Annotated in this window: 19 protein-coding genes; 12 read left to right on the forward strand and 7 right to left on the reverse strand. The window is 45.7% G+C overall.

Features of this window, described 5'->3' with window-relative positions; all coding sequences use genetic code 11:
• Positions 1-37: 37 nt before the first annotated feature.
• From KO537_RS07070 to cmoA, 4 genes are all read right to left on the reverse strand, one after another.
• Positions 38-946: a LysR family transcriptional regulator gene (locus KO537_RS07070; RefSeq protein WP_028759846.1), complete on the reverse strand. Its 909-nt coding sequence runs from the start codon at positions 944-946 to the stop codon at positions 38-40.
• Positions 947-1,149: 203 nt separating this feature from the next.
• Complete coding sequence (locus KO537_RS07075; RefSeq protein ID WP_219234120.1) at positions 1,150-3,012, reverse strand: M3 family metallopeptidase; 1,863 nt, start codon at positions 3,010-3,012, stop codon at positions 1,150-1,152.
• Positions 3,013-3,307: 295 nt separating this feature from the next.
• On the reverse strand, positions 3,308-4,300 hold the full coding sequence (gene cmoB, locus KO537_RS07080; RefSeq protein WP_173496872.1) for a tRNA 5-methoxyuridine(34)/uridine 5-oxyacetic acid(34) synthase CmoB: 993 nt from the start codon (positions 4,298-4,300) through the stop codon (positions 3,308-3,310).
• Positions 4,297-5,028, reverse strand: a complete 732-nt coding sequence (gene cmoA, locus KO537_RS07085) for a carboxy-S-adenosyl-L-methionine synthase CmoA (protein ID WP_173496873.1) — start codon at positions 5,026-5,028, stop codon at positions 4,297-4,299. Before cmoA ends, cmoB begins: the two co-directional genes overlap by 4 nt.
• 150 nt (positions 5,029-5,178) lie before the next feature.
• Here cmoA and KO537_RS07090 point away from each other — a divergent pair, with 150 nt between their 5' ends.
• From KO537_RS07090 to KO537_RS07140, 11 genes are all read left to right on the forward strand, one after another.
• Positions 5,179-7,989, forward strand: a complete 2,811-nt coding sequence (locus KO537_RS07090; RefSeq protein WP_173496874.1) for a transporter substrate-binding domain-containing protein — start codon at positions 5,179-5,181, stop codon at positions 7,987-7,989.
• Between the two features lie 184 nt (positions 7,990-8,173).
• Positions 8,174-9,952: an aspartate--tRNA ligase gene (gene aspS, locus KO537_RS07095; RefSeq protein ID WP_012089298.1), complete on the forward strand. Its 1,779-nt coding sequence runs from the start codon at positions 8,174-8,176 to the stop codon at positions 9,950-9,952.
• 297 nt (positions 9,953-10,249) lie between these two features.
• Positions 10,250-10,996 (forward strand): YebC/PmpR family DNA-binding transcriptional regulator, encoded by a 747-nt coding sequence (locus KO537_RS07100; RefSeq protein WP_219234121.1) that lies wholly within the window; start codon positions 10,250-10,252, stop codon positions 10,994-10,996.
• A gap of 103 nt (positions 10,997-11,099) precedes the next feature.
• On the forward strand, positions 11,100-11,621 hold the full coding sequence (gene ruvC, locus KO537_RS07105) for a crossover junction endodeoxyribonuclease RuvC (RefSeq protein WP_006081743.1): 522 nt from the start codon (positions 11,100-11,102) through the stop codon (positions 11,619-11,621).
• The gene (gene ruvA, locus KO537_RS07110) at positions 11,618-12,235 is read left to right on the forward strand and encodes a Holliday junction branch migration protein RuvA (protein WP_028759853.1); all 618 of its coding nucleotides are present in this window, start codon (positions 11,618-11,620) and stop codon (positions 12,233-12,235) included. The genes ruvC and ruvA overlap by 4 nt, the downstream gene beginning before the upstream one ends.
• A 47-nt stretch (positions 12,236-12,282) precedes the next feature.
• Entirely contained in the window at positions 12,283-13,287 is a 1,005-nt protein-coding gene (gene ruvB, locus KO537_RS07115) for a Holliday junction branch migration DNA helicase RuvB (protein ID WP_028759854.1), read from the forward strand.
• A gap of 745 nt (positions 13,288-14,032) precedes the next feature.
• Entirely contained in the window at positions 14,033-16,570 is a 2,538-nt protein-coding gene (locus KO537_RS07120; protein WP_028759855.1) for a TonB-dependent receptor, read from the forward strand.
• 224 nt (positions 16,571-16,794) lie between these two features.
• Positions 16,795-17,475, forward strand: a complete 681-nt coding sequence (locus KO537_RS07125; protein ID WP_219234122.1) for a response regulator transcription factor — start codon at positions 16,795-16,797, stop codon at positions 17,473-17,475.
• Between the two features lie 225 nt (positions 17,476-17,700).
• The gene (locus KO537_RS07130; protein ID WP_105252564.1) at positions 17,701-18,828 is read left to right on the forward strand and encodes a M14-type cytosolic carboxypeptidase; all 1,128 of its coding nucleotides are present in this window, start codon (positions 17,701-17,703) and stop codon (positions 18,826-18,828) included.
• Between the two features lie 12 nt (positions 18,829-18,840).
• The gene (locus KO537_RS07135) at positions 18,841-19,158 is read left to right on the forward strand and encodes a zinc ribbon domain-containing protein (protein ID WP_219234123.1); all 318 of its coding nucleotides are present in this window, start codon (positions 18,841-18,843) and stop codon (positions 19,156-19,158) included.
• Positions 19,155-19,436 carry a DUF1315 family protein gene (locus KO537_RS07140; protein WP_113940384.1) on the forward strand — a complete coding sequence of 94 codons (282 nt, stop codon included), beginning with the start codon at positions 19,155-19,157 and terminating at the stop codon, positions 19,434-19,436. Before KO537_RS07135 ends, KO537_RS07140 begins: the two co-directional genes overlap by 4 nt.
• A 305-nt stretch (positions 19,437-19,741) precedes the next feature.
• Here KO537_RS07140 and ansA read toward each other — a convergent pair whose 3' ends face one another.
• Both ansA and sppA read right to left on the reverse strand, forming a co-directional pair.
• Positions 19,742-20,755: an asparaginase gene (gene ansA, locus KO537_RS07145; RefSeq protein WP_006086774.1), complete on the reverse strand. Its 1,014-nt coding sequence runs from the start codon at positions 20,753-20,755 to the stop codon at positions 19,742-19,744.
• Positions 20,756-20,892: 137 nt separating this feature from the next.
• The gene (sppA, locus tag KO537_RS07150; RefSeq protein WP_219234124.1) at positions 20,893-22,740 is read right to left on the reverse strand and encodes a signal peptide peptidase SppA; all 1,848 of its coding nucleotides are present in this window, start codon (positions 22,738-22,740) and stop codon (positions 20,893-20,895) included.
• 165 nt (positions 22,741-22,905) lie between these two features.
• Here sppA and KO537_RS07155 point away from each other — a divergent pair, with 165 nt between their 5' ends.
• On the forward strand, positions 22,906-24,924 hold the full coding sequence (locus tag KO537_RS07155) for an NADPH-dependent 2,4-dienoyl-CoA reductase (protein ID WP_219234125.1): 2,019 nt from the start codon (positions 22,906-22,908) through the stop codon (positions 24,922-24,924).
• Between the two features lie 291 nt (positions 24,925-25,215).
• Here the strand turns inward: KO537_RS07155 and yfaE are convergent, their stop codons facing one another.
• The gene (gene yfaE / locus KO537_RS07160; RefSeq protein ID WP_131524067.1) at positions 25,216-25,641 is read right to left on the reverse strand and encodes a class I ribonucleotide reductase maintenance protein YfaE; all 426 of its coding nucleotides are present in this window, start codon (positions 25,639-25,641) and stop codon (positions 25,216-25,218) included.
• Position 25,642 lies beyond the last annotated feature (1 nt).

The following is a 25,642-nucleotide window of genomic DNA, read 5'->3' on the forward strand; positions in this document are numbered from 1 at the left end:
GCTCACTCGAATTGATAACTCTTTTTGTATCTTGCTGTTAATGACTATTCGTCGTTTCAATTCCATGCTGTTTTAAAATCAAGGAAGCAAGCAGTTTTGATGCAGGCCCTTGTTGATCCCTATTAGGGATAACTAAGCTCAACATGATGCGACGTTTTTGGCTGCCCTCAAGGTGTAAACGTACTAGATTACCCGAAGCCAATTCTTCTTGGACTAAGAAAGAGGGGATCCAACAGAAACCAATACCTTGATTTAAAATGACTTTAGCTTCATGGAAGTTAGAGACTGTCCAGCGCTGCTCAGCTTTGAGCCAGCCTATGTCGATATTGGATTGCACGCCGGTATCTTTGATCACTAACTGTAAATATTGTGCCAGTAGTTTATCGTCTTCAATTGTGCCTAAGTCAGCGAGTGGGTGATTTGGATGACAGACGAGGTAGAGTTCTTGTTCACATAAGGGTTCGGATAAATACCCTTTAGGCGGCACCCCTGCACAGATAGCAATATCGACTTTACTCTGCTGAATGAGCTCTTGAGTGCCGGTGATCACTGAGTCCAGCATGATGATTCGAGTGCCACGACTATGGGGCAGAAACGCATTGAGGGCGCACACTAAGCTTTCCATCGGATAGATAATTTCACGGGCAATCGTGAGTGTCGGCTCCCACCCTTGTTCGAGATTACTCGCAAGTTGTTCTAACTCATTGACGGCTTGGGTGACATGCCGTGAGCGGCGCAGCAGCACTTCGCCCTGCGGGGTGAGATAGGCTTTACGGCCTTTGACTTCGAGTAGCTCGATACCTAACTGATGCTGTAATTTGGCAACGGCATGGTTAAGTGACGATTGACTCTTGTTGAGTTTTTCGGCCGCTTGGGCATAGCCGCCAAAATCGACCACCGCTTGCAAAATACGCCATTGTTCTAAGGTAGATTTAGCTCGAGTCATTATAATCTCAAAAAAACGATAGATTGAGGCTTATAGTGGCCACTTCTTACGACTTTTTCAATTAAATATCATAGAGTCAGTCATTCTCACGACATATAGATAGTTATGTCGCGCTAAGTTATTAAGGTGATAGAGAGGCTAATCATGACGATTTTCAGTGTTTGCGCCCGAGCGAGTCACAAACACATCCTAAGCATTCACACTTAAAACGCACAAGAACCTGTTGCGTCGAAAGCTTGATTGTTGGAATTGTCAGCATGTTCTGAAGCGGCGCTATTTGAAATTCTTTGGATCAGTGCAGCACTATTAACGGGGGCGCCAATGACCACTTTTAATTGGTCACTGAAGCTTAAAGCGTCTTCATTGATGACTAATACATTGAATAATTTGAGTTTGTCTCGGCAGTTGAATGTGGATTGATCTATCAGCCTGGCTAGCGATGCTTGCCAGAGTAATTGGTAGTAGAGCGGTCCTTCGTTGGCGATAGCATTAAAGCTGTAGGGATAATCCTTGGTTTGCGGCCAACCTTGGCCAAAGCTGGCACTAAACTCTGCAGCGAGATTGGGATAGACTTGTGAATTTGCGTCTTGGTAAAAGTTAACTGCAACCTTAGCTCGAAAAACTTTGAGCTGTTTCGAATAAGCTTTAGCTAATGTTTCACGCTCCTGTAAATAATCTTGTTCAAACTGCGGAAAGAGTTGATGCCGCAGCACTTCAGCTAACCAGAGACTCACTACAAAATAGCTATCCTGACTCTGCCCCATGGCATTGTTGAGGTAGAAATGACTCGCTTTAGCAAGGGAAGTGACAGCCTCTGCGATGGATTCGGTTAATTGCTCAATGTCTTTGTAGTTACTCAGCTGTGGTTTGAGATCCAACGCTTGTTGTCCAAATTGCTGGCCGAGTACACTTTGACGCAATGTCTGCTGTTGACTACCTTGCTGTGGATTTGGGTTATACGCCACATAGATTTCACCTAACAATCTTTGCTGGTGGTAGACCCTGACGATATGTGGCCGATTGGGATCGGCAGGTATTTTATCGACCTTAGCGGTTTCTATGGTCTCAAAGTGTAAACCAAACACTTGCAGATAAGTAAAGCTGCGACTCAAGACGTCAGAAGTTTGCCATGTCGGCCCCTTGGCTGATGCTTGTTGTGACAGGGTTCGTCCAATATCCCAGGGAGCCACTTGCAGATCTTGGGTTTGGCTATCAAGAAAAGCTTTGACTAATTCAGGGGACGATAACTGCTGCGAACTAAGCACTAATGCGCTGTAATCGGTAAAGCCTGCAGCAGTGGCGGCTTGTTGGCGCTGCTCAGCAATTCGCTCTAATGCCGTTTGATTGGTTTCACTGGCTCTGACTTGGTAGGCCTGCCATACATTTTGGCGACATACGGCGTTTTCCTGCGTCAGTAAGTAACTGACGATAGTGCCAGAAAAGTCGCTCTGCTTTGAATTGTCGGGCTTCGGCTCATCACTTTTATCACCTTTTTTATGCAGATGATGTTGCTGCTGAGTCGCTTCGGGTTGGCATTGGCTGTCATTGAAGGCAAGATTAAATTGCTGGCTGCCTAACCCTTGGCCTATGCTGGCTTGCGCTGTATGTAATTTCGCTTTTTCCTCGGCGCTCCAATGCTGTTGTAGTAACTGTTTAAGCTGTTGGCTCAGCAGTATTTGTTCTGCATTGCCTTGGGCTAAGGCGTAGGCGAGTTGGCTCAATTCAGTTTGGCTGAGAAGTTGCGATAGGGTGTCGGCGAGGTGTAGCTGGCATTGCAGTAGACCCTCGCGTTCCTCACTCGGTAAGTTAAACCCACGGTAATAGTTGAGCCTGTCGTTGATATTATTAAGCCCTAACATCTGTTGCTCAAAAATAAGCGCGCGCTGGGCCAAGGTTAATTCAGACGCAGTTAAACGCGCATTGGCGAACACAGTCGCGAGATCAATACTTGGCAAACGCAGGCATTGTTCAACTAAAAGGGGAACAGGGCTTGGCGCCGCATAGGCGGCATTCGTAACATAAAGGCTCAAGCCAAACAGGCTAACCAGTAAAGTGGGTTTTAACATGGGTAATGTGTTCTGCATCTGTGATGGAATGAGTTAACTTTGACTTAGTATCCAATTGAGTTAGCTTCAAGTCATTGTTATGCATGAAACCCTGTTCTGTTCTGGATGTCAACGATAAGGGTGGGAGTCGCAAATGTATTGCTATTCAAGGAAGGAGTTACACTGAGCTGCTGAACACCTACAGATTCCAGATGTACTAGAGGAATGGTGTTCTTTCTGCTTTTGATATCAGCCATCACCAACTCAAACCCTGAGGACGTAATGACTGATATTCGCTTACTTCAGACTGAAAAGGTTAGTTTAAATCCTGATTAGGCTGATTTTTCACCGCGATAATCGTGGCGCGTTTGGGCGCAGGATAACCTTCAACCGTTTTGGTGATGTCGTTAGGATCTAGGTATTCAACCAGTGATTCGTTGGGCATCCAGTCGGTACGGCGTTGCTCGGCAAGGGCAGTGACATCGGTATCGACACAACGGATATCAGTGAAATCACACTTTTTTAACCATAGCATGAGCGCGGCAACGGACGGAATGAACCATACATTATTCATTTTGCCATATCTATCTTGAGGCACGAGTACGGCATTTTCGTCGCCATCTATCACCAAGGTTTCTAGCACGAGCTCACCACCGGTGCGCAATTGATCACGCAGCTGTAACAAGTGATCGATAGGCGAACGTCTGTGATACAAAACACCCATGGAGAAAACCGTGTCAAATGCATCGAGCGGTGGCAGCTCTTCAATACCCAATGGTAACAGGTGTACAGGGTGATGTGTGCCCGCTAAACGTTTGACGGCTTCAAACTGACATAAAAACAACGGCGAAGGGTCGATACCGACGACACGTTTGGCACCTGAGCCCAACATGCGCCACATGTGATAACCACTGCCGCAACCGACATCGAGCACAGTGCGGTTTTTCAGCGGCGAAATATGTTGCTTAACGCGGTCCCATTTCCAGTCACTGCGCCATTCGGTATCGATGTGGATGCCATGAATGTGGAAGGGGCCTTTACGCCATGGCATAAACAAACGCAGCAGGTTTTCAAGCTTCTCTTTTTCGCCTGGGCTAAGTTGCTCGCCGCTACCGACGGTCACGCTATCAACAAAATCCACTTGGTCGGGTGCTTGATAGTGCAGCTTGTTGAGCACTTTTTCCCACTTTGGCAGGTTGCCGTGTTTATGTTCCCGTTGCCACTTGCCTAAAATGCTCGGCAGGGTTTCGAGCCAGTGCTGTAGATTCGAATCGGCGATTTGTTGGTAAAACGAGCTAAAGCTGATCACTTGATGGCCACCATAGAAGCAAAGTTAAAGCATTGGAACCAGAGACTAAAGTGACTAAAGCCTTGGCGGGTGAGTCGTTGTTGATGCGTGGTTAAGGTGTCGGGCTTCATGACATTTTCCAGCGCACTGCGTTTTTGGCTGATCTCAAGTTCGCTGTAACCATTAGCGCGTTTAAAGTCCAAATGTTGCTCTTCCAATAAGGTTTGGATAGGAGCATCTTCGAAGCGAATTTTTTCAGACAGCACTAAAAGTCCGCCGGGATTAAGACCCTGATAAATCTTGGCTATCAGGGTTTCTCTGTCTTCTGGCGGTAAAAACTGCAAGGTAAAGTTGAGTACCACCAATGACGCATTTTGAATATCGATATCGCGAATATCACCGCAAACCAGATCGACATCCGTATCGCTGACATAGGCATTCAGGTTCTCTTGGCAGCGTGCGACCATAGATTCACTGTTATCTACAGCAATAATGCGACATTGGCGGCCTTGAATTTGGCGACGAATACTTAAGGTGGCGGCACCGAGTGAGCAACCCAAATCGTAAATTTGAGTATTTGGCATGACGAAACGATCTGCAAAATCGCCTATGGTATTGATAATTTGCGTATATCCAGGCACTGAGCGGCGGATCATGTCACTGAATACGCCTGCTACACGGTTATCAAACTGGAAATCGCTAATATGCTCGCTCGCTTGAGCGTAGATAGTGTCTTGAGAAACGTTCATCTGAGATTTTTCATGGGAATTCAACTGCGCATTTTAACGAATCAGAGCGATTAGCAGCAAGTATCATGCTAGTAATTTGCGATAAATTTTTGTCTAATACTTAATAGATAACAAAATCGTTACATGTACATCAAGTACTAAGGGCTCAACTTGAAGTTTGTGATCCACTTAATTGTGATCTTGTGCAGCTGTTTTTTGGGTATAACGGGGCAGGCAAGTCCGTTGTCCTCTGAGCCATTAATCATCGTTATGGGTGAGGATAGCTTTCCCTATCAATATGTCGACAACGATGGCGAGCCGACTGGATTACTGGTTGATTTATGGAAAGAGTGGGCTAAACACAGCCATACCCAAGTTGTTTTTGTGGCGCGCCACTGGCACGAGTCCCTTGATCAACTGCGGCAAGGTAAGGCGCAAGTACATATCGGCATGGGGAAAACCCCAGAGCGAGAGCAAGAATTTGATTTTACGGTGCCCATTGCGGATGTGGGCACTTTTTTGTATTTGCATAAATCCTTGCAGGGCAAAAAATCCATCAAAGAACTGATCCCCTTTCAAATTGGTGTGGTAGCGGCTTCATCCCATGAAGCGGAATTACATCGTATCGAACCGCAGCTTGTGTTTAAACGCTACGAAAGTCGTGAGAAATTATTGGCAGGGGTCGCCGCGGGCGAGATCGTAGTCTTTGCGGGGTTAGAAGGCTATTTGAAAGATCCCGACTCATCCCAAGAGATTGCCGCAAACTTTCCCAATACTGCCCGCCTTCAAATTAAGGCGATGCAGTTTGTACCCGCAGTTCAAAAGGGCAATCTTGCATTAGTCGATAAGATCAATAAAGGTTTCACTGCGCTCGATGTGCACTTTATTCAGCAAACGGAGCGACGTTGGCTTGGCTATCAACGTCAACAAGCTGGACTCGTTATTTCGATGCAACTGGGCGTCGAGCCTTTTGTGGACTTAGGGGTCGATGGTTTACCCCATGGTTTGTATGTGGACATGTGGCAGCTTTGGTCTGAGAAAACGGGTATTGCCGTTGATTTTATTTCTGGTGATATGAACTCCAGCGTGGACGATGTTCGTCGCGGTCTCGCCGATGCCCACATAGGTTATCCTGAAAGTGATGATGTTAAAACGGGCCTTACTCAGGCTTGGCATTTATATACGGTGAAGAGTCGACTCTTTCTCTATCAGCAACAGTTAATCGATTTAGACAGCTTAAAAGGTAAACGTATTGGTGTGGTGCCGACAGCGCCTTATTTGGTGGAGTTGCGTAAAGCATTACCCCAAGTGTCACTGCGTTATTACGACAGTATGGATGCCATGGTGGCGGGGGCGAGGTCTGGAGAAGTTGTCGGTTTTATCGCCGCGGGTGCATGGACATCCCATTATTTACTGCTCAATAAAGGCTGGTCTGACTTTAGCCAGTATCCTGATCTCGAATTTAGCACCAACATTTATGTGCTGACCCGTAGCGATGATGCTGGCCTTACACAGAGGATAGCCAATGGGTTTAACAGTATTAGCAATCAAGAATTTGCTGAGATTGAACATAAATGGATGCTCAATCCTAAAGATCATGTTTTTACCCAAGCTGAGCGCCATGTCAGCCTAAGCCCCGCAGAACAGGCCTATGTGGAAAGTGTAGGCGAACTCAAAGTCGGTTATTTAAAGCAATGGCCACCGATGGAGTTTATGGATGAACAGGGTGAGTTTGCGGGGATCAATAGCGATATCGTCAAATTGCTCAAGGAACAACTCAAACTTAAGCTCACGCCCGTTGCCTTTGATGATTGGCATTCGTTAATCGAGGCGTTGCAAAAGGGCGAGGTGAGTTTAGCCGGCAGTGTCGCGCAAACGGCGGAGCGCCAGCAGCGTTTAGCGTTTAGTGAAGCCTATTGGCCATCGCCGTGGGCCTTAGTATCGCAACTGGAACAAGTCTCGGTTTTTAATATTGCTCAGCTCGCAGGTCAAAGGGTAGCTGTGGTTGAGGGATATCATTTGGTGGCGCAATTGATGAGTCTGGAGCCTTCGCTCAAGTTAGTCATAGTGCCAAATACGCAGGCCGGATTAGCGGCCGTGACGAATGGCAATGCGGATGTGTTTATCGATAAAGTGGTGACTTTAGCTTCTGAGCTTAAAACCAGCCACTATCCGACACTGAAAATGTCGCTGCTCAGTGATCTCGCCGATCAGCATAGTCATATTGGTGTTTATCCTCAATTTGCGCCGCTGGTGCCGCTGATTAACAAAGCCTTAGCCTTGATTGACGCTCAGCATCAGCAAAAAATATATACGCGCTGGGTGTCATTTTCAGTGGCGACAGAGAGCGCTAAATATCTGCAATGGCTGCGTTATATCGTGTTTGGCGTGATAATCTTGTGCTTAGTGATGGTGGCGGTGTTATTAGTGAATCGCCGCTTAAATCGTGAGATCACCCAGCGATTGGTGGCAGAAAAACGTTTGTTGCATGTGGCTAATCATGATGCTTTAACTCAGTTGCCCAATCGTGCCTTACTTGATGACAGACTAACCCAAGCTTTGCTATCTCATCGCAGAGAACAGGCACATTTCGCTTTGTTATTCATCGATCTCGATGGTTTTAAACAAATCAATGACCAACACGGTCATCCCATTGGCGATGAATTACTGGTACTGGTCGCCCAAAAGTTAACCAAGGTTATCCGTGGCTCAGATACCGTTGCGCGATTTGGCGGCGATGAGTTTGTTATCCTGCTAAATCGTGTGCAAGATCTCGATGCTGCAACCCAAGTTGCTGATAATATTCTACAGGCACTGTCGAGCCCTTTGCTTATTCAAGGCGTCAGTGTCAGCATCGCCGTTAGTATCGGCGTGGTGATTTACCCCCGCGATGGTGACACAGCGATAGGTTTGTTGAAAAAAGCCGATCAGCTGATGTACCAAGCAAAAAGTAGCGGCGGGCGTTGTTATCGCTCAGCTTGATGTTTTTTTGAACGCTCATGCTCAGATAGTGCGTTCGCCTCTAGTCAAGGGCGTAAAACTGTTTGATACTTCACCGCCTAAGTGTGAAGTACTTTGGTAATCGGCATTATTTTACTATAATGCCGCTTTTATCTCGTTTTGATTATTTCCAAAGCACCGGTTTCCGGATAAAGGATAGAGTTAGATGCGCAGTCATTATTGTGGAGACGTCAATAAGTCTCACGTTGGACAAGAAGTTACCTTGGTAGGTTGGGTTAATCGTAGCCGTGATTTGGGTGGCGTTGTCTTTTTAGATTTAAGAGACAGAGAAGGTCTCATCCAAGTGGTCTATGATCCAGACTTACCTGAGGTGTTCAATGTCGCCAGCACGCTGCGCGCCGAATTTTGCGTTCAGGTCAAAGGCTTAGTTCGTGCCCGTCCTGATAGCCAAGTCAATGGTCAAATGAAGACGGGTGAGATTGAAGTCTTAGGTCAAGCCTTGACGATTATCAACGCTGCCGATCCACTGCCATTGAGCATGGATAACTACCAGAACAACAGCGAAGAGCAACGTCTTAAGTATCGTTACTTAGATTTACGTCGTCCAGAAATGGCGCAGCGATTAATTTTCCGCGCTAAAGTGACCAGTTCTGTGCGTCGTTTCCTCGATTCAAACGGTTTCTTAGACATAGAAACCCCGATCCTGACCAAGGCAACCCCAGAAGGTGCCCGCGATTATTTAGTACCAAGCCGTACTTATAAAGGTCAGTTCTTTGCCTTGCCACAATCGCCACAGCTGTTTAAACAGTTGCTGATGATGTCAGGCTTTGATCGTTACTATCAAATCGTAAAATGCTTCCGTGATGAAGACTTACGTGCCGACCGTCAGCCAGAATTCACCCAAATCGATATCGAAACGTCTTTCATGAGCTCTGAGCAAGTGATGGCGAAAACCGAAGAGATGATGCGTGGTCTGTTCCTTGAAATGCTGAACGTCGATCTTGGCGAGTTCCCGCGCATGACTTACAACGAAGCGATGCGTCGTTTTGGTTCAGATAAGCCAGATTTACGTAACCCATTAGAGCTGGTGGACATTGCCGATTTACTCAAAGAAGTCGAATTTGCGGTATTCTCTGGTCCTGCGAACGATGAAGAAGGCCGTGTTGCTGCACTGCGTATTCCGGGCGGCGCTGCGCTGTCTCGTAAGCAAATAGATGATTACACGAAGTTTGTTGGCATTTATGGTGCTAAAGGCTTAGCGTGGATGAAGATTAATGACCTAAGCCTTGGCTTAGAAGGCATTCAATCACCGGTACTGAAATTCTTAAACGAAAGCATAGTCAATGAAATCGTGAGCCGCACTGGCGCGCAAACTGGTGACATTATCCTGTTTGGTGCAGATCAGGCGACAGTGGTTGCCGAATCTATGGGCGCACTGCGTCTTAAAGCGGGCGAAGATTTCAACTTATTACAAGGTGAATGGCGTCCACTGTGGGTAGTTGACTTCCCAATGTTTGAGAAAATCAACGGCAACTTCCACGCGGTTCACCATCCGTTCACCGCACCGCGCGGCGTAACGGCAGCTGAACTTGAAGCTAACCCAGCTAATCGCGTTTCTGATGCCTACGATATGGTATTAAACGGCTGCGAATTAGGCGGTGGTTCGGTGCGTATCCACAACCAAGAAATGCAGTCTGCGGTATTCCGTATTCTGGGCATTACCGACGAAGAAGCTAAAGAGAAGTTCGGCTTCCTGTTAGAAGCGCTGCGTTACGGCACACCGCCACATGCAGGTTTAGCGTTTGGTTTAGACCGCATCATCATGCTGATGACAGGCGCAAGTTCAATCCGTGATGTGATGGCGTTCCCGAAAACCACTACAGCCGCTTGCCCGCTGACTAACGCGCCTGGTTTTGCCAATCCGCAGCAGTTAGCTGAACTTGGCATTGCCGTGGTTGAGAAAGCCGTTAAAACGGAAGACTGATCTTTTGTAAGAGGGCTTTGTAAGGCGACTTTTGTAAATCGACCTTATTCAAATCGACATTATGTAAATCGTTTTAGTGTAAGTCGATTGACGTTAGCCTTGTCAGTTATTTTTTGTCGTACCGAAAACCGAGGCATGAGCCTCGGTTTGTTTTAGTGAACCGTCATTCCACTGCTTATCAATATCTGTTAGTTCAATCCTTTAAGTAAATAGCCGTTATTTAGTCTCATTCCACCTTCGGCTCTTGATAAGCTTTGTGATGGCACCTAGATGATATCTAAGTAGAGGAGACTTCCCATGGCAGGTCACAGTAAATGGGCCAACATTAAGCACCGTAAAGCGGCTCAAGATGCTAAACGCGGTAAACTCTTTACTAAATTCATTCGCGAGTTAACCGTTGCAGCCCGTGAAGGTGGCTCAGATCCCGACTCCAATCCACGATTACGTGTCGCCATCGATAAAGCCCTCGGTGGTAATATGACCCGAGACACGGTTGATCGTGCGATTAAACGCGGCGCCGGTGAATTAGAAGGCCAGCAACTCGAAACCATTCTCTATGAAGGTTATGGCCCAGGCGGCACCGCTGTGATGGTTGAAACCATGACGGACAATCGTAATCGTACTGTGAGTGGTGTACGTAATGCGTTTAGTAAATCGGGCGGTAACTTAGGCACGGATGGGTCGGTTTCTTATCTGTTCACTAAGCGTGGGGTGTTATCCTATGCGCCGGGAACCGATGAAGATGCATTGATGGAAGTGGCGCTTGAAGCGGGCGCGGAAGATATTGTCAGCTATGATGATGGTGCTGTGGATGTGTTTACTGATCCCGTTGATTTCTATACGGTGAAAGAGGCGCTCGATAACGCCCATTTTGTGGCGGATAATGCCGAAATCGCGATGATAGCCTCGACGAAAGCTGAGCTTGATCTAGAAACCGCCGAAAAATTTATGCGCCTTATCGACACCCTTGAAGATCACGATGATGTGCAAGAGGTGTATCATAATGCGGAAATCTCCGATGATGTGATGGCAAGCCTAGGCTAGATTGACTGTGAGCTGAATTGGGGCGTCAATTGATGCCCATTTCAGCTCGCAAACGCTAACGTAGGAACAGGGACGCAAATGTAGATCCCAAATAAGGTATTGAATGGCAATTATTTTAGGTGTTGACCCAGGTTCACGGATCACAGGCTACGGCGTGATCCAATGTCAGGGACGGCATCAGATTTACCTCGGCAGTGGCTGTATTCGCACTTCGTCTGAAGAGCTTCCTGGTAGGCTAAAGCAAATTTTTGATGGGATCACTGAGATTATTCGTCAGTATCAACCGGACGAATTTGCGATTGAGCGCGTATTTATGGCAAAAAATGCCGATTCTGCGCTCAAGTTAGGCCAAGCACGCGGCGCGGCCATTGTTGCTGCCACAGTCGCCAATTTACCTGTGGCCGAATACAGTGCGACTCAAATTAAGAGCGCAGTCGTGGGTACGGGGCGAGCACAGAAAGCCCAAGTACAACACATGATCCAACAACTACTTAAATTACCCGCAGCCCCACAAGCTGACGCCGCAGATGCACTCGGAGTTGCTGTGTGTCATTATCACACCAGCCAGAGTTTAATTGCATTGAGTGGCCGGGCAACGGCAAGAACATACGGACGGTACAGATGATAGGTCGTTTACGGGGCGTGCTCGTTGAGAAACAAGCACCAGAAATTTTGATCGATGTTAACGGTGTTGGTTACGAGTTGCAGATGCCGCTTACTAGCTTTTATGAGCTGCCTGAAGTTAATCATGAAACTATGGTCTACACCCACTTTGTGGTGCGTGAAGATGCACAGCTTCTCTATGGTTTTATCACTAAGCAGGAAAGGGCGTTATTTCGCTTACTGATCAAGACCAATGGTGTCGGTCCCAAGCTTGCTTTGACCATTTTATCAGGCATGACAGCCGCAGAATTTGTGGGTTGCGTTGAGCGCGATGATATAGTGACCTTAGTGAAATTACCCGGTGTTGGCAAGAAGACCGCCGAGCGGTTACTGGTAGAAATGCGCGATAAGCTCAAGAGCTTGATGGAAGCCTCAGCAGGCTCAGAGCGTGAGTTCGTGCTGCAATCCAATTACTCACCCGCACCGACAGTCAATAGCGCCGAAGAAGATGCTATTTCAGCTTTAATTTCGCTGGGTTATAAACCACCGCAGGCGAGCAAATCGGTTTCTGCAGCCTACAAAGAGGGCATGGATTCAGAAACCCTGATCAAAGCCGCCCTTAAATCGATGCTTTAATTGAACAATGATGATAATTAAGATGAAAGCTGCGATAAGGAATAACAATGATTGAGGCAGACAGACTCATCCAGCCGCAGATCCAAGCTCAAGATGAATCCATCGACAGGGCAATGCGCCCTAAAATGCTCGATGAATACACGGGTCAAGATGACACTCGGGCACAGCTTAAGGTGTTTATTCAAGCGGCAAAGAATCGTAATGAAGCCTTAGATCATATGTTGATTTACGGTCCGCCGGGATTGGGTAAAACCACCTTAGCCATGATTGTTGCGAACGAGATGGGGGTGAACATTAAATCCACCTCGGGGCCTGTGCTGGAAAAAGCGGGCGATCTCGCCGCACTTTTGACCAATCTCGAATCCGGTGATGTGTTATTCATCGATGAAATCCACCGATTAAGCCCTGTGGTGGAGGAGATTTTGTATCCAGCGATGGAAGATTATCAGCTGGATATCATGATAGGTGAAGGGCCGGCAGCGCGCTCTATCAAGCTTGATTTACCGCCGTTTACTCTAGTGGGTGCGACAACACGGGCAGGAGCTTTGACTTCACCACTTCGGGCGCGTTTTGGGATCCCGCTACGGCTTGAATTCTATAACATCAAAGATTTAAGCACCATAGTCACGCGTTCGGCGCAGGTGATGGAACTGGATATTGATGCTGAAGGTGCATTTGAAATCGCACGCCGTTCACGTGGTACACCGCGGATAGCTAACCGACTGCTTCGCCGCGTGCGGGATTACGCGCAGGTGAAGCATGATGGCGCTGTCACTAAGTTTGTTGCCGACCATGCACTTGACTTGCTGGATGTTGATAATGAAGGTTTCGATTATATGGACCGCAAGTTACTACTCGCCATTATCGATAAGTTTATGGGTGGCCCAGTTGGACTCGATAACTTAGCCGCAGCCATAGGCGAAGAGCGCGAAACCATTGAAGATGTGCTAGAGCCATTTTTGATCCAGCAAGGCTTTATCCAACGTACACCCCGCGGCCGTATTGCAACCGCACGGGCATATCAACATTTTGAGTTGATCAAACCCGAGTAATCATCATTTTGATGATACAGACTATAAGAGGCGACCTAAGTGGTCGCTTTTTTTATAAAGAAAATTTGTCCTTGAATGTGGTCCGTATGAGATGTAAGTCATTTATTTAAGAATAAGAAACAGGGAGTGTTTAGAGGGATTGGAAGCTAATACTTATATTTAAAATTAATATGCAAGATCAGTAACAAATAGTCATTTCAAAGACGTGTAGAATTATTTGTACCTTAATTGTTAAACCATAATTTTAGACGTTGTTAAAATGCATAATTAGCACAATTGATACATAGTGTATCTCTGTTTTAATGCAATTTATCTATGTTTATCGGTATTTTAGCGCTTTGGCTATCTGTGGATATTACTAGATATGCAGATTTAACAATAGTTAATCAATACACTGTTCTTCTAGATAACTTTAATAAGGATTAAAAAGTGTGATCCAAATCACATTTTTTAATGTGCAAAATGTTGCATTTATGTTTCTTATTAACAGTCTTAAAGTCTGTTTAATATCCATATCGTGGTGATTAACTCTGTATAAGTGTGGTAAATAAGGGTATTAAAAAATAGTATTCAAATTAATTAACTAAGTAAATCACAATAATTAACAATTTGTTTTTATTGGTTAAAAATTTGAGCATTGACGGAGTTAAAGTGAATCCTCAGTATCAGGTGCAACACTAGTACAGCAATAGCTGTACAAGCTGTAAGCATAAAAATAATAGTAAGATCTAGGGAGCATTCATACATGATCAAAAGAACTAAAGTAGCGTCAGCTATTAACTTAGCTATCGTTGCATCTATCACTACTGGTGCATTTGTTACGTCAAGCGCATTTGCTGCTGAAGAAAAAGCAAAAGTTGAACGTATTGAAGTGACAGGTTCACGCATTCAACGCCAAGATATGGAAACAGCATCTCCTGTGACCGTTATTGATGCTGCTGCGATTAAAGCGGAAGGTTTTACTTCTGTTGACCAAATGCTGCAAGTACAGACTTCGATGGCGGGTGCGGCAATTGGTTCAACAACAAACAACGGTGCAGACGGTGTTGCACAAGTTGATTTACGTGGCATGGGTTCACAACGTACGCTTGTGTTATTAAACGGTCGCCGCATGGTGAACTCTGGTTCCGGTGCTAACAGCTCTGTGGATTTGAACTCTATTCCAGTCGCTATGATTGCACGTGTTGAAATTCTGAAAGACGGCGCTTCAGCTGTTTACGGTTCTGATGCGATTGCTGGTGTAGTGAATATTATCACTAAGAAAGACTTTGAAGGTTTCCAGCTCGATTTTAACGGTAGTGGCACTGACAAGGGTGACGGTAAAAATGGCGACGTAAGTGCACTATACGGTTTCAATACCGATGGTGGTAATTACACCTTTGGTGCTGCTTTTTCTGACCGTCGTGGCGTGATCCAAGGTGACCGTGATTGGACTGAACCTGGTGCAAGTTCATTTATCCCTGAAGGTACTTTAGGCGGCAAGATTAAAGATGCCAATGGCAACTGGGTAGACCGTTCATACGGTTATGATTTTACCCAAGATAGTTACTATCAAACACCAAGTGAACGTCGTAGTTTATTTGCTAACATGACTCAAGAGTTAGGTAATGATGTTGTGTTAACTGCAGATGCTATTTATACCAACCGTCGTTCTAACCAGCAAATGGCTGCTCAACCCGCTGATCTTATGCTAAATGTTTGCGGCGCGGCGGGCGTTCCAGCCGGAGCTCCATGTGTAACGCTTGATAGCGGCATGATCGCAGCAGGTATTAAAGCCGATGATAAGGGTTTAGTTAACTATCGTCGCCGGACTAACGATGTAGGTCCTCGTATTTATACTCAGGATACTGATACTTGGCGTTTATCAGGTGGTTTAGCGGGCACCTTAGATGTTCATACTGGTATGAACTGGGATGTAACCTACACCTATGGTAAAAACCAAGCTAAAACTGCAGTAGATAATTCTATCAATGCATCAGATATGCTTGATTCGATCTATGCAAATCCTAATGCATGGTTTAGTGGCACCCCATTAACACAGCAAATGATTAACGAAATCGGTTATTCAGAGCAAGCAAATGGTGGTAATGAGCAACAAACACTTTCTGCTGGTTTAAATGGCGAATTGTTTGATTTAAAAGCAGGTGCCGTTGGCTTTGCGATTGGTGCGGAATATCGTCGTGAAAGTGGTTTTTATAATCCTGATCCTGTAGTTGTTGCTGGTGAAAGTACTGCTGCTCAACAAGACCCGACTGATGGTAACTATAACGTTATTTCTATTTTCCAAGAAGTAAGTGTGCCTTTCACTGAGAAATTAACGGGTGAATTTGCGCTACGTTTAGATGATTACTCTACTTTTGGTAAAGCAACCACTTGGAAGATTGGCTTAACTTATGCTGCAACGGATGAGTTAATGGTTCGTGGTGTAGCGGCTACTGGTTTCCGTGCTCCAAGTGTTGCTGAATTGTATGGTGGTAACTCAGGTTCGTTTGATTATTTAGATGATCCATGGGGCAATGCTCAAGATCCACAAATTTTAGTAAATCGTACATCAGATCCAGATTTAAAGCCTGAAGAATCAGAGTCTTATACGGCTGGTTTAGTGTATTCGCCAAGCTATCTTGATGGTATGTCTGTGACTTTGGATTACTGGAGTTTCAAAGTTGATAACGCGATTGCGCGTATGGACACTCAAGCAGGTCTAGATGCATGTCATAGATTCCAAGTAGATGGCGATGCAACAGGTGCAGCATCTTGTGAAATTTTCAATATCGGCGCTAATGGCGATTTAGATAATTTAACGAATGCTTTAACTAACGTGGGTACACAAGACACGAGTGGTGTAGATTTCAACTTAGCCTACAGCTTTGAGCTTATTGGTTTAGATTGGAAACTAAACAATGACACAACTTACTTAGTTAACTTCGAGCAGGATGGTGAAAGCTATACTGGTACTATTGATGGTAACTTTGGTGCTTATGCCCGAGTTCGTAACAACTTTAGCTTGTCAGCGGGTCAAGATGATTGGAGTGTTATGTACTTCAATCGTTATATCGGCGGAATGACAGATCTAGCTCAAGGTACTGATGTAGACTCAATTTTGTACCATAACATTTCTGGTACTTATCATATCAATGATATGACGACTGTCAGTTTAGGCGTTAAGAATTTCACTGATGAAAAACCAGTTACTGTTTCTAACGGTAGCGATGGTGGTACAGTTCCACAAGTATATGACACAGTCGGCCGCGTGATTTACGGTGGTGTAACTGTTAAATTCTAAGCTAAGTTCAGACTCTTAGTTTCTAAAAAGCGCCTTAGGGCGCTTTTTTATTGGGAGTTTACGAGATGAGTTTTTGAATCGCTAATCATCAGTTGATTGGTTGTTAATATCGTATTTTGTTCACAGTTTTCAACATCACACTTCTTAACTAATGTAATAGCGCTAGAGTCGTCTCGATTCGCATGGTAATATAAATGATATAGATTCTCGTTTGGGCTTTAAGGATGAGTAAAATACTCTTGATCGATGATGATCCATTGTTTAGCGTTTGGTTAGCTGATGCCTTATGTACGCAAGGGCATGAGGTTAAGTGTGCGGTTAATGGCATCGAGGGTCTGGCATGCATTGAAAGTTTTGCTCCAGACATCATAGTGCTTGATTTAGTGATGCCACAGATGAATGGATTTGAGTTGCTAAAAGCGCGTGAATGTTCAACGCCGGTACTGATGATCTCAGCACGTGATAATGAAGATGATCGCATCACTGGTTATGAATTGGGGGCAGATGATTTTCTGAGTAAGCCGTTTAGTATAAAAGAGATTTTTGTCCGCTTACGAGCCTTAGAGCGGCGTCTCTGTGCCGGTCACTCTCACTCGCCGCAAATGGCGACTGTGGCGGCTAAAGTGATTAACTTCGATGAAATGAGTTATAGGATCACTATTGGCACCCGCTATGTCGATTTGACCCAAACCGAGTTTAAATTATTTAAATATCTTTTTGAAAGAAAAGGCCAAGTCATCACTAAGCAAGAGTTGCAGCGCTCAGTGCTACAGAAAGATTTGGGCCGATTTGACCGTAATCTGGACATGCACATTAGTAACACTCGCCGTAAGCTAGCCAATATCAGCTTGCCGCGTAATTTGATAAATACAGTACGAGGCCAAGGTTATAGTTTTATGGTCTAATATCTTCATTAACTTATAGTGAAAAGCTCATTTTTTGTGGATTTTAGGCGTGTTAACTGGTCAATTAAAGGCCGATTGCAAGTGTCTTGACTGAATTTAATGGCTTTCGTTTTCCCCTTGGGATGTTTTGGTTTATTCTATCGGCCATATAATAAAATGTGCCGTGTGCTATCTGTCGCACGCCATTAAATTGCCCTTAGTTTTAACAACCTATTAGGAATCATTATGCGGATCAGTGCCAACTTTGATGGCGGAAATATCCAAGTCGTCAATCTTGATAATAAAGACGATATTCAACTTGCTATCCGCCCTGATGCGGGTGGTGAGTTTTATCAATGGTTCAATTTTCGATTTGAAGGTGAAGTGGGTAACCATTACACCTTGAATATCATCAATGCGGGAACCGCTTCTTATACCAAAGGATGGGAAGATTATCAGGCGGTAGCCAGTTATGATCGCCAGCATTGGTTCCGTATTCCGACTCAATATCAAGACGGTAAACTGAGCATTAGCATAGAGTTAGATTGCGATGCCATTCAAATCGCTTACTTTGCACCCTACAGCTATGAGCGTCATTTAGATTTACTCAGCGGCGCCCAGTTACACCCAGATGTCAATTTAGAGCATTTAGGCCTGACCTTAGATGGCCGCGATATTACTCTGATGAAAGTAGGGAATGGCGATCCTTCTAAACGCAATATTTGGATCACCGCCAGACAACATCCGGGTGAAACGATGGCTGAATGGTTAGTTGAAGGCCTAGTGAATCGTTTACTCGATAATGACTGTCCCACGGCAAAGGCGCTGCTTGATAAGGCTAATTTCTATATAGTCCCCAACATGAATCCCGATGGCAGTGTCAGAGGCCACCTGCGTACTAACGCGATTGGGATTAATCTTAACCGCGAGTGGCAAACACCGAGTTTAGAAAAAAGCCCTGAGGTATATCACGTCGTCAACAAGATGCAGCAAACGGGTGTTGACCTGTTTTATGATGTGCATGGTGATGAAGGCTTACCTTATGTGTTTCTAGCGGGTTGTGAAGGCGTCCCCGCTTACAATGATAAACTGGCGCAGCTGCAAGCGGACTTTAGTCAAGCATTGACCTTAGCCAGTGCCGATTTTCAAACTCAGTATGGGTATGATAAAGATGAGCCCGGCCAAGCGAATTTGACCGTAGCGTCTAATTGGGTTGCCCAGACCTTCAAGTGTTTATCAAATACCCTTGAGATGCCATTTAAAGACAATAACAATCTGGCCGATCCTTTTGTGGGTTGGTCACCAGAACGCAGTATTTATTTAGGTGAAGCATCGCTGATTGCCATGCTCGCCGTTGTTGATAAGTTACGTTAGGGCGAGGCTGATATGGCATTAATTGAATGTCCGGTGTGTCGTAAACGTATGTCGAGCAAAGCGCCTTCATGCCCCCATTGCCAAGCAAAAACCGATGGCGACAATGAGTCCTTATCGCGCATTAGCCATATTCAAAAGTCCAGCAGCTTAATGAATCAGAGTTTCGTTGCTATGACCTTGTTCATTGCTGGTGTGGTGATTTGGTTTTGGGGTGGGGAACCCGCTGAAGGTATGCGTGCGAATATCGCCGGAATATGCTTTGTGTTTGGTTTTGTAGGTTATCTCGTAACACGAGTCAGAATCGTGTTACATAAGCGGAAAAGTGTATGACGGATATCAATCAAGTGATCGACCAAATGCCCGTTGAAGTCTATGAAAGGCTTCGCAGTGCTGCAGAGCTGGGTAAGTGGGAGGATGGTACTGTGTTGAGTGAGACTCAGCGTGAATCGACTCTGCAGGTGGTGATGTTGTATCAAGCACGTAAGCTTGAGCAAACAGAGCATTTCACTATTGCATCTGACGGTAAAATTAATGAGCTGTCTAAGGCCGAGCTGAAAAAGCAATTCCGTGGTGAGCCAATTGCCGGCTTTAAAGCGCAGGATTTATAATTTCTGACTGGCCGCACTGATTGGCATGTAAGGGGTGTTTTATTATAGGTATAGGCGTAAGTCTGAGGTTGGCAAGGGGATTGGCATTTTATCTTTTGTTAGTGATATCAAGACTAACATTGATTTGATATCAAATAACTTCAATGCAAATCTTGGTCCGCAAAAGTCTTAAAATAAATATTCATTTAGTGCTGTTTAGTCTGAGCTGAAATCTAGTCTGAGTTTAAATCAAAAAAGCCCATCAAATATGGGCTTTTTTTGTTGCTAGCGTTTGAGGGCAACAAACAGATTAAAAGACACTATCTTTAATCTATGCTCAGTTCACCGACTAGATTTTGTAACATGGCCGCTTTTATCTCAGCTGGTTGCAAATTTTTAGATAGCAAATAATGCAGTTTTGCTAAGGCTGCTTCTATAGTCATATCGGCGCCACTGATCACGCCTGCTTTGGCTAATGCATTGCCTGTGGCGTAGCCGCCCATATTCACCTTACCTTGGAAACATTGGGTTAGATTCACCAGCACTATGCCACGTTCATCTGCTTGCCTTAAGGTTTTGAGTAAGGCGGCATCCTGCGGCGCGTTACCCACACCAAATGTCAGTAGTATGAGGGCTTTAACTGGCTGCTGCAGAATGTTCTCAAAAATCTGTGTTGAGATCCCTGGATACAAGGTCACCACACCCACAGGCTGCGGACTGATATGCGCCACTTCCAATGGGGTATCGTTGGCGACGGTGATCTTGCCTGCGCGCAGATTGATTTTGATCCCAGCCTCAAGCAGTAGCGGGAAGTTGGGTGAGGCGAAAGCATCGAAGCCGTCGGCGTGGGCCTTAGTCGAGCGATTACCTCTAAAGAGTTTGTTATTGAAGAATAAACACACTTCAGCGACTGGATAATTCGCCGCAATATAGAGTGAGTTCAATAAATTAGTTTGGCCGTCTGAGCGCAACTGTGCGAGGGGAATTTGCGAGCCCGTCACTATCACAGGTTTTGATAAGCCTTGCAGCATAAACGATAGTGCTGAAGCCGTGTACGCCATGGTATCTGTGCCGTGAAGGATCACAAAGCCATCGTACTTATCGTAATTAGCTTGTATATCGTCGGCGATCATCTGCCAATCGGTTGGTGCCATATTGGAAGAGTCGATAAGCGGGCAGTATTCGTGGATGACGAATGTCGGCATTTCTTCATGGTAAAACTCAGGCATAGATTGCACGCACTGAGTCAGGAATCCCGCGACGGGAACAAAGCCGTTATCGGTCTTTTGCATACCGATGGTGCCGCCAGTATAGGCAACATAAATGGAGCGTTTAGTCATTCTTGTCGTTTTCTTAGCTTCAAGTGGCCGAATTATACGATTTTACTGACACAAACCCAATAAAAAAGCCCGGAGATCCGGGCTTTGTCTTTGTGATCATCTTGAAGTTGCGAGCTGCAACCTAGACGCTGGCAGATTTAGTTCATCATATTGCAAGTATCACAGTAGATGTAGACGTTATTTGGATCATCAAAAGAGGTTAACGTTTTCAAACTGCTAGTCCACTGTTGTAGCATTTGCTCTAACATCGATGACTGACTTAGTGAGGCGGGCAGGTAGCTCGATACTGAGGCAAACATCTGCTGCATGAATTTTTGTTCGGGTGTCAGCTCTTGTTCGATGACGCGGGTGTCAAATAGCGTCATATCCGCGAGTTTAGCGGCTTTAGCTATGGCTTCATCTACATCACCCAGTTCATCGACTAAGCCAAGCTCAAGAGCCTTTTTACCGCTCCACACACGGCCCTGAGCAATCTTATCGACTTGTTCTATGGTCATCTTACGTTCTTTAGCGACCAGGGAGATAAAGTCTGAATAGCCGCGTTCAATATGACGTTGGATAATCGCTTCAATCTGGGGGGAAAGTGTGCGCGTAACAGATAATCCTGCCCATTCTGAGGTCGATACGCCATCGGTATGCACGCCTATACTGGCCAATGAATCTTCAAAGGTAGTGATCATACCAAAGATCCCAATCGAACCTGTGAGTGTTGTTGGCGTTGCGAAGATATAGTCGGCACTGGCTGAAATCCAGTAACCACCGGATGCGGCTAAACTGCCCATGCTCACAACCACGGGTTTACCTGCTGCTTTAAGTGCCAGTAATTCTTGACGAATTTGCTCAGAGGCAAAGGCGCTACCGCCAGGGCTATCAACACGTAATACTAAGGCTTTAATGTGCTTATCAAAACGTGCCTTACGTAGCAGCTCGGCGGTGCTTTCGCCGCCAATTTGGCCCGCAGGTTGAGTGCCGTTCAAAATTGTGCCACTTGCCACAATAATACCAACACTGTCTTGCTCTACAAAGCTGGGTAATGGCGTCACTAAGGCTAAGTAATCATAAAAACTGACTTGTTTGAAACTGTCACCACTGCTGGCTTTTCCTACGGTTTCTAGCATGGTTTTACGAAAATCTTCTGTGGTCGCTAGGTTATCAACCCATTTCATGTTGATTGCCATTGTGGCTGAATCGCCATTGGCTTTATCAAGCTCTGCCAAATAAGTGGTTGCGTCGGGCACCAGAGAATTCGGTTCGATATTGCGATTGCCTGCAACCGTTTGTGTGTAGCTTTGCCATACATCGGCTAACAGTGCACTACTGGCTTCCCGCGCAGCATCTGACATATTGTCACGTATGTAGGGTTCAACCGCAGATTTAAAGGTCCCCACGCGGAAAATATGCGCTTTGACTTTGAGTTTTTCTAAGGCCGATTTGAAATATTGGTTGTACATACTCAGGCCATCAAGAGAGACACCGCCTTGGGGATTGAGGTAAATGGTGTCGGCAAAACTGGCGAGGAAATATTGATTTTGCTCGTAGTAGTTGCCGATGGCGATGACTTTTTTACCGCTCTCTTTAAAGCGATTGAGTGCATTTCCGATAGATTGTAGTTTGCTGATCCCTGCACGTTTAAGATCGACTAGATCGAGCACTAGTACGCTAATACGTTGATCTTGCGCTGCATTGTCAATGACATAAAGCACATCGGCGAGTAGGATTTCACCATCGGCGTTGGCATTTTGGCCTTGTTTGAATGCGGCTTCTAAGGGATCGACTTGTTGTTTCTGATCGACAATAGAGCCGGCTAAATTAAGCACCAGTGCCGAATTATCTTCAACTTGGATATCTTCGCTACTGCCAATGGAGATAATGATCGCGGCTAAGAGTCCAAAAAAGATTAGATTGAGGATGAGTTTACGTGTCCCGTTCAGGGTGTGCCAAATAAACAAACATATTCTCTTGAAAAACGATGGGTTAGCGGACATCTGCCACTCCTTTATAAGTCCAATCTGCCAATGCTAACTGAAAATGGCGCTACAGGCTAAACACAATTGTAAAGGATTTTGACTGATGGCCTCGATCCAACGGTTGAGCTTAGATTTGACACAAGGTATGCTGATTTAAATCACTTGTTTTAAAAGGATGTTTGAATGTCGTTTCCCCATTTATTAGAACCCTTAGATCTGGGATTTACCCAGCTCAAAAACCGTGTGCTTATGGGCTCAATGCACACAGGTTTGGAAGAAGAAAAGGGCGGATTTGAGAAACTGGCAGCGTTCTACAAAGAACGCGCTCTGGGCGGTGTAGGTTTGATTGTGACAGGTGGTATTTCCCCCAATCTTCGTGGTCGCCTTACGCCCCATGCCTGTCAGCTGAGTTTTCCTTGGCAAGTGGGTAAGCATCGCGTGGTAACGCAGGCGGTGCATGAGGCTGGCGGTAAGATCTGTATGCAAATTTTGCATGCGGGACGTTATGGCTATCATCCTTTTTCCCAAGCACCGAGCAAGATTAAATCACCCATTACACCTTTTACGCCGTCTGCTATGTCTAGTCGCCAAGTGCGCTCGACCATTAAGGATTACGCCAGCTCCGCCGCCCTTGCCAAGAAAGCGGGTTACGATGGTGTTGAGGTGATGGGCTCTGAAGGATATTTGATCAATCAGTTTGTCAGTGCGCGCACCAACACTCGCACCGATGAATGGGGTGGTGCGTTTGAAAAACGGGCGCAATTCCCGATTGAGATTGTTAACGCGATACGGGCAAAAGTTGGTAAAGATTTCATCATTATCTTCCGTTTATCCATGCTCGATCTGGTGGATAACGGTTCGACTTGGGATGAAGTAGTGCAACTGGCCCAGTGGTTAGAGCAAGCTGGTGTGTCCATTCTAAATACGGGCATTGGCTGGCATGAAGCGCGAGTACCGACCATTGCGACAAGCGTGCCCCGTGGCGCCTTTGCGTGGGTGACAGAAAAGCTCAAACAATCTGTTTCCGTTCCCTTAATTGCGACTAACCGCATTAATACCCCTGAGATTGGTGAGCAGATTATCGCCTCTGGTCAAGCTGACATGGTGTCGATGGCGCGGCCTTTCCTTGCTGATCCTGAGTTTGTGAATAAGACTGCGGCGAACACGCCGGAGCTTATCAACACCTGCATTGGCTGTAACCAAGCTTGTCTTGATCATACTTTTTCCCTCAAGCGCGCAACTTGCTTAGTGAATCCTCGCGCCTGTTATGAGACTGAAATCAACTTCTTACCCACAGCCAATAAAAAGCGTATTGCGGTGATGGGGGCAGGCCCTGCGGGCATGGCGTTTTCTGTTTATGCCGCTATGCGAGGCCATCACGTTGTCTTGTTTGAAGCGAAATCTGAGGTGGGTGGTCAGTTTAATCTCGCCCGTAAAATCCCTGGGAAAGAAGAGTTTAACGAGACTATTCGTTACTTCATAAACCAAATTAAGTTGCATAAGGTGGAGCTGAGATTAAACACTCGTCTCGATGCCAGTGTGCTGGCGACGGAAACGTTTGATGAAGTGGTAATCGCCTCAGGCGTTGTGCCGCGTGATTTAGTCTTACCCGGCTTTGATGACCCACGGGTGGTCGATTATCAAAAAGTGCTTTCGGGTGAAGTGACTGTCGGTAATACGGTGGCCTTGATTGGCGCCGGCGGTATAGGATTCGATATGGCGCACTTTTTGTGTGAGCGCCAGTCGAGCACCTTGAACCCCGATAAATGGCTGCAACAGTGGGGCATAGATAAAACTTACCAGCATGCGGGCGGCCTAACTGAACCTCATTCCGACAATACTGATCATCGTAAGGTGTTTTTACTGCAACGTAAAACGTCGAAGATGGGCAAAGGCTTAGGCAAAACAACAGGCTGGATCCACCGTCTTGTGCTTAAGCAACATGATGTGAAGATGAAAACGGGCGTGAGTTACGACAAGTTTGATGATGCAGGACTGCATATTCGCGTGGGTGAAACCGCTGAAGTGCTGGCCGTTGATAATGTCGTTTTGTGTGCTGGGCAAGAATCGAATCGCACGTTAGTGGATGAGATGAAAGCGACGGGCCTGCCTGTGCATCTGATTGGTGGCGTAGATGTCGCGGCAGAGCTTGATGCTAAGCGTGCAATCCGCCAAGGCGCTGAACTGGCAATGCGTTTATAGAAAGTCGATAAGCCTTACGTTTTAAACCTTAAGTATTCAATTTTAGATCCTGAAAGCCTGAACCTGTGTTCAGGCTTTTTTGTTTTAGTTTGTTTTAGTTTGTTTTAGGTTTTTTAGTGTGAATGCATTGAAAATAGAGAGAAGGGAAAATAGTGGGGTTTAAAACGTTTGGTATCTAATGGCACGGATTGATTTAGGCTGTATTGAAAGGGGCTGTTTGTCTTAAAGCGATTTTGGGTTTTAACGACACATCTTGTTTAAAGCAGCTTATTGAACAATCGAGTCTTGCCACTATGAGTCTTCAAGCACTGCCTGTTTCTGCGTGCGTGTGTCACTTGCTACATTTTGTGTTTGCTTTGACTTAGCCAAACTGGCTTTATTCTGATGAGATTGACACGTATAGGTGACCACAGTTGCACCTTCAGGTGATAGATCCAGCTCTAAATCTTCGGTTGGTACACAGCAACAGGGCAAACATTCATCATGTTTGAGTTCGGCTAAGGGTTCGTTTAAGTAGCTGACTTTTCCGCTGATGACGCGTGTTTTGCAGGCGCCGCAGAAACCGTTGCGACATTCTGAGAAGATTTTAACTTTTTTAGCTTCGAGCGCTTGCAGCAAAGTGCCTTGTTGCTCGGTAAAGAGCAACACAGGTTGACCTTGAAGGCGCACGATCGGCGCCTTCGCAAACAGGTTTTGTGGCCGTTTTTTTGATGTCACT

The sequence above is a fragment of the Shewanella sp. NKUCC01_JLK genome (assembly GCF_019345615.1).
Lineage (GTDB): Bacteria > Pseudomonadota > Gammaproteobacteria > Enterobacterales > Shewanellaceae > Shewanella > Shewanella oncorhynchi.

Bases quoted from the DNA above. Each gene is read 5' to 3' on its own strand.
- KO537_RS07070 (WP_028759846.1), bottom strand. From the start codon at position 946: ATGACTCGAGCTAAATCTACCTTAGAACAATGGCGTATTTTGCAAGCG.
- KO537_RS07075 (WP_219234120.1), bottom strand. From the start codon at position 3,012: ATGTTAAAACCCACTTTACTGGTTAGCCTGTTTGGCTTGAGCCTTTAT.
- cmoA (WP_173496873.1), bottom strand. From the start codon at position 5,028: ATGAACGTTTCTCAAGACACTATCTACGCTCAAGCGAGCGAGCATATT.
- aspS (WP_012089298.1), top strand. From the start codon at position 8,174: ATGCGCAGTCATTATTGTGGAGACGTCAATAAGTCTCACGTTGGACAA.
- KO537_RS07100 (WP_219234121.1), top strand. From the start codon at position 10,250: ATGGCAGGTCACAGTAAATGGGCCAACATTAAGCACCGTAAAGCGGCT.
- ruvC (WP_006081743.1), top strand. From the start codon at position 11,100: ATGGCAATTATTTTAGGTGTTGACCCAGGTTCACGGATCACAGGCTAC.
- ruvA (WP_028759853.1), top strand. From the start codon at position 11,618: ATGATAGGTCGTTTACGGGGCGTGCTCGTTGAGAAACAAGCACCAGAA.
- ruvB (WP_028759854.1), top strand. From the start codon at position 12,283: ATGATTGAGGCAGACAGACTCATCCAGCCGCAGATCCAAGCTCAAGAT.
- KO537_RS07120 (WP_028759855.1), top strand. From the start codon at position 14,033: ATGATCAAAAGAACTAAAGTAGCGTCAGCTATTAACTTAGCTATCGTT.
- KO537_RS07125 (WP_219234122.1), top strand. From the start codon at position 16,795: ATGAGTAAAATACTCTTGATCGATGATGATCCATTGTTTAGCGTTTGG.
- KO537_RS07130 (WP_105252564.1), top strand. From the start codon at position 17,701: ATGCGGATCAGTGCCAACTTTGATGGCGGAAATATCCAAGTCGTCAAT.
- KO537_RS07135 (WP_219234123.1), top strand. From the start codon at position 18,841: ATGGCATTAATTGAATGTCCGGTGTGTCGTAAACGTATGTCGAGCAAA.
- KO537_RS07140 (WP_113940384.1), top strand. From the start codon at position 19,155: ATGACGGATATCAATCAAGTGATCGACCAAATGCCCGTTGAAGTCTAT.
- ansA (WP_006086774.1), bottom strand. From the start codon at position 20,755: ATGACTAAACGCTCCATTTATGTTGCCTATACTGGCGGCACCATCGGT.
- sppA (WP_219234124.1), bottom strand. From the start codon at position 22,740: ATGTCCGCTAACCCATCGTTTTTCAAGAGAATATGTTTGTTTATTTGG.
- KO537_RS07155 (WP_219234125.1), top strand. From the start codon at position 22,906: ATGTCGTTTCCCCATTTATTAGAACCCTTAGATCTGGGATTTACCCAG.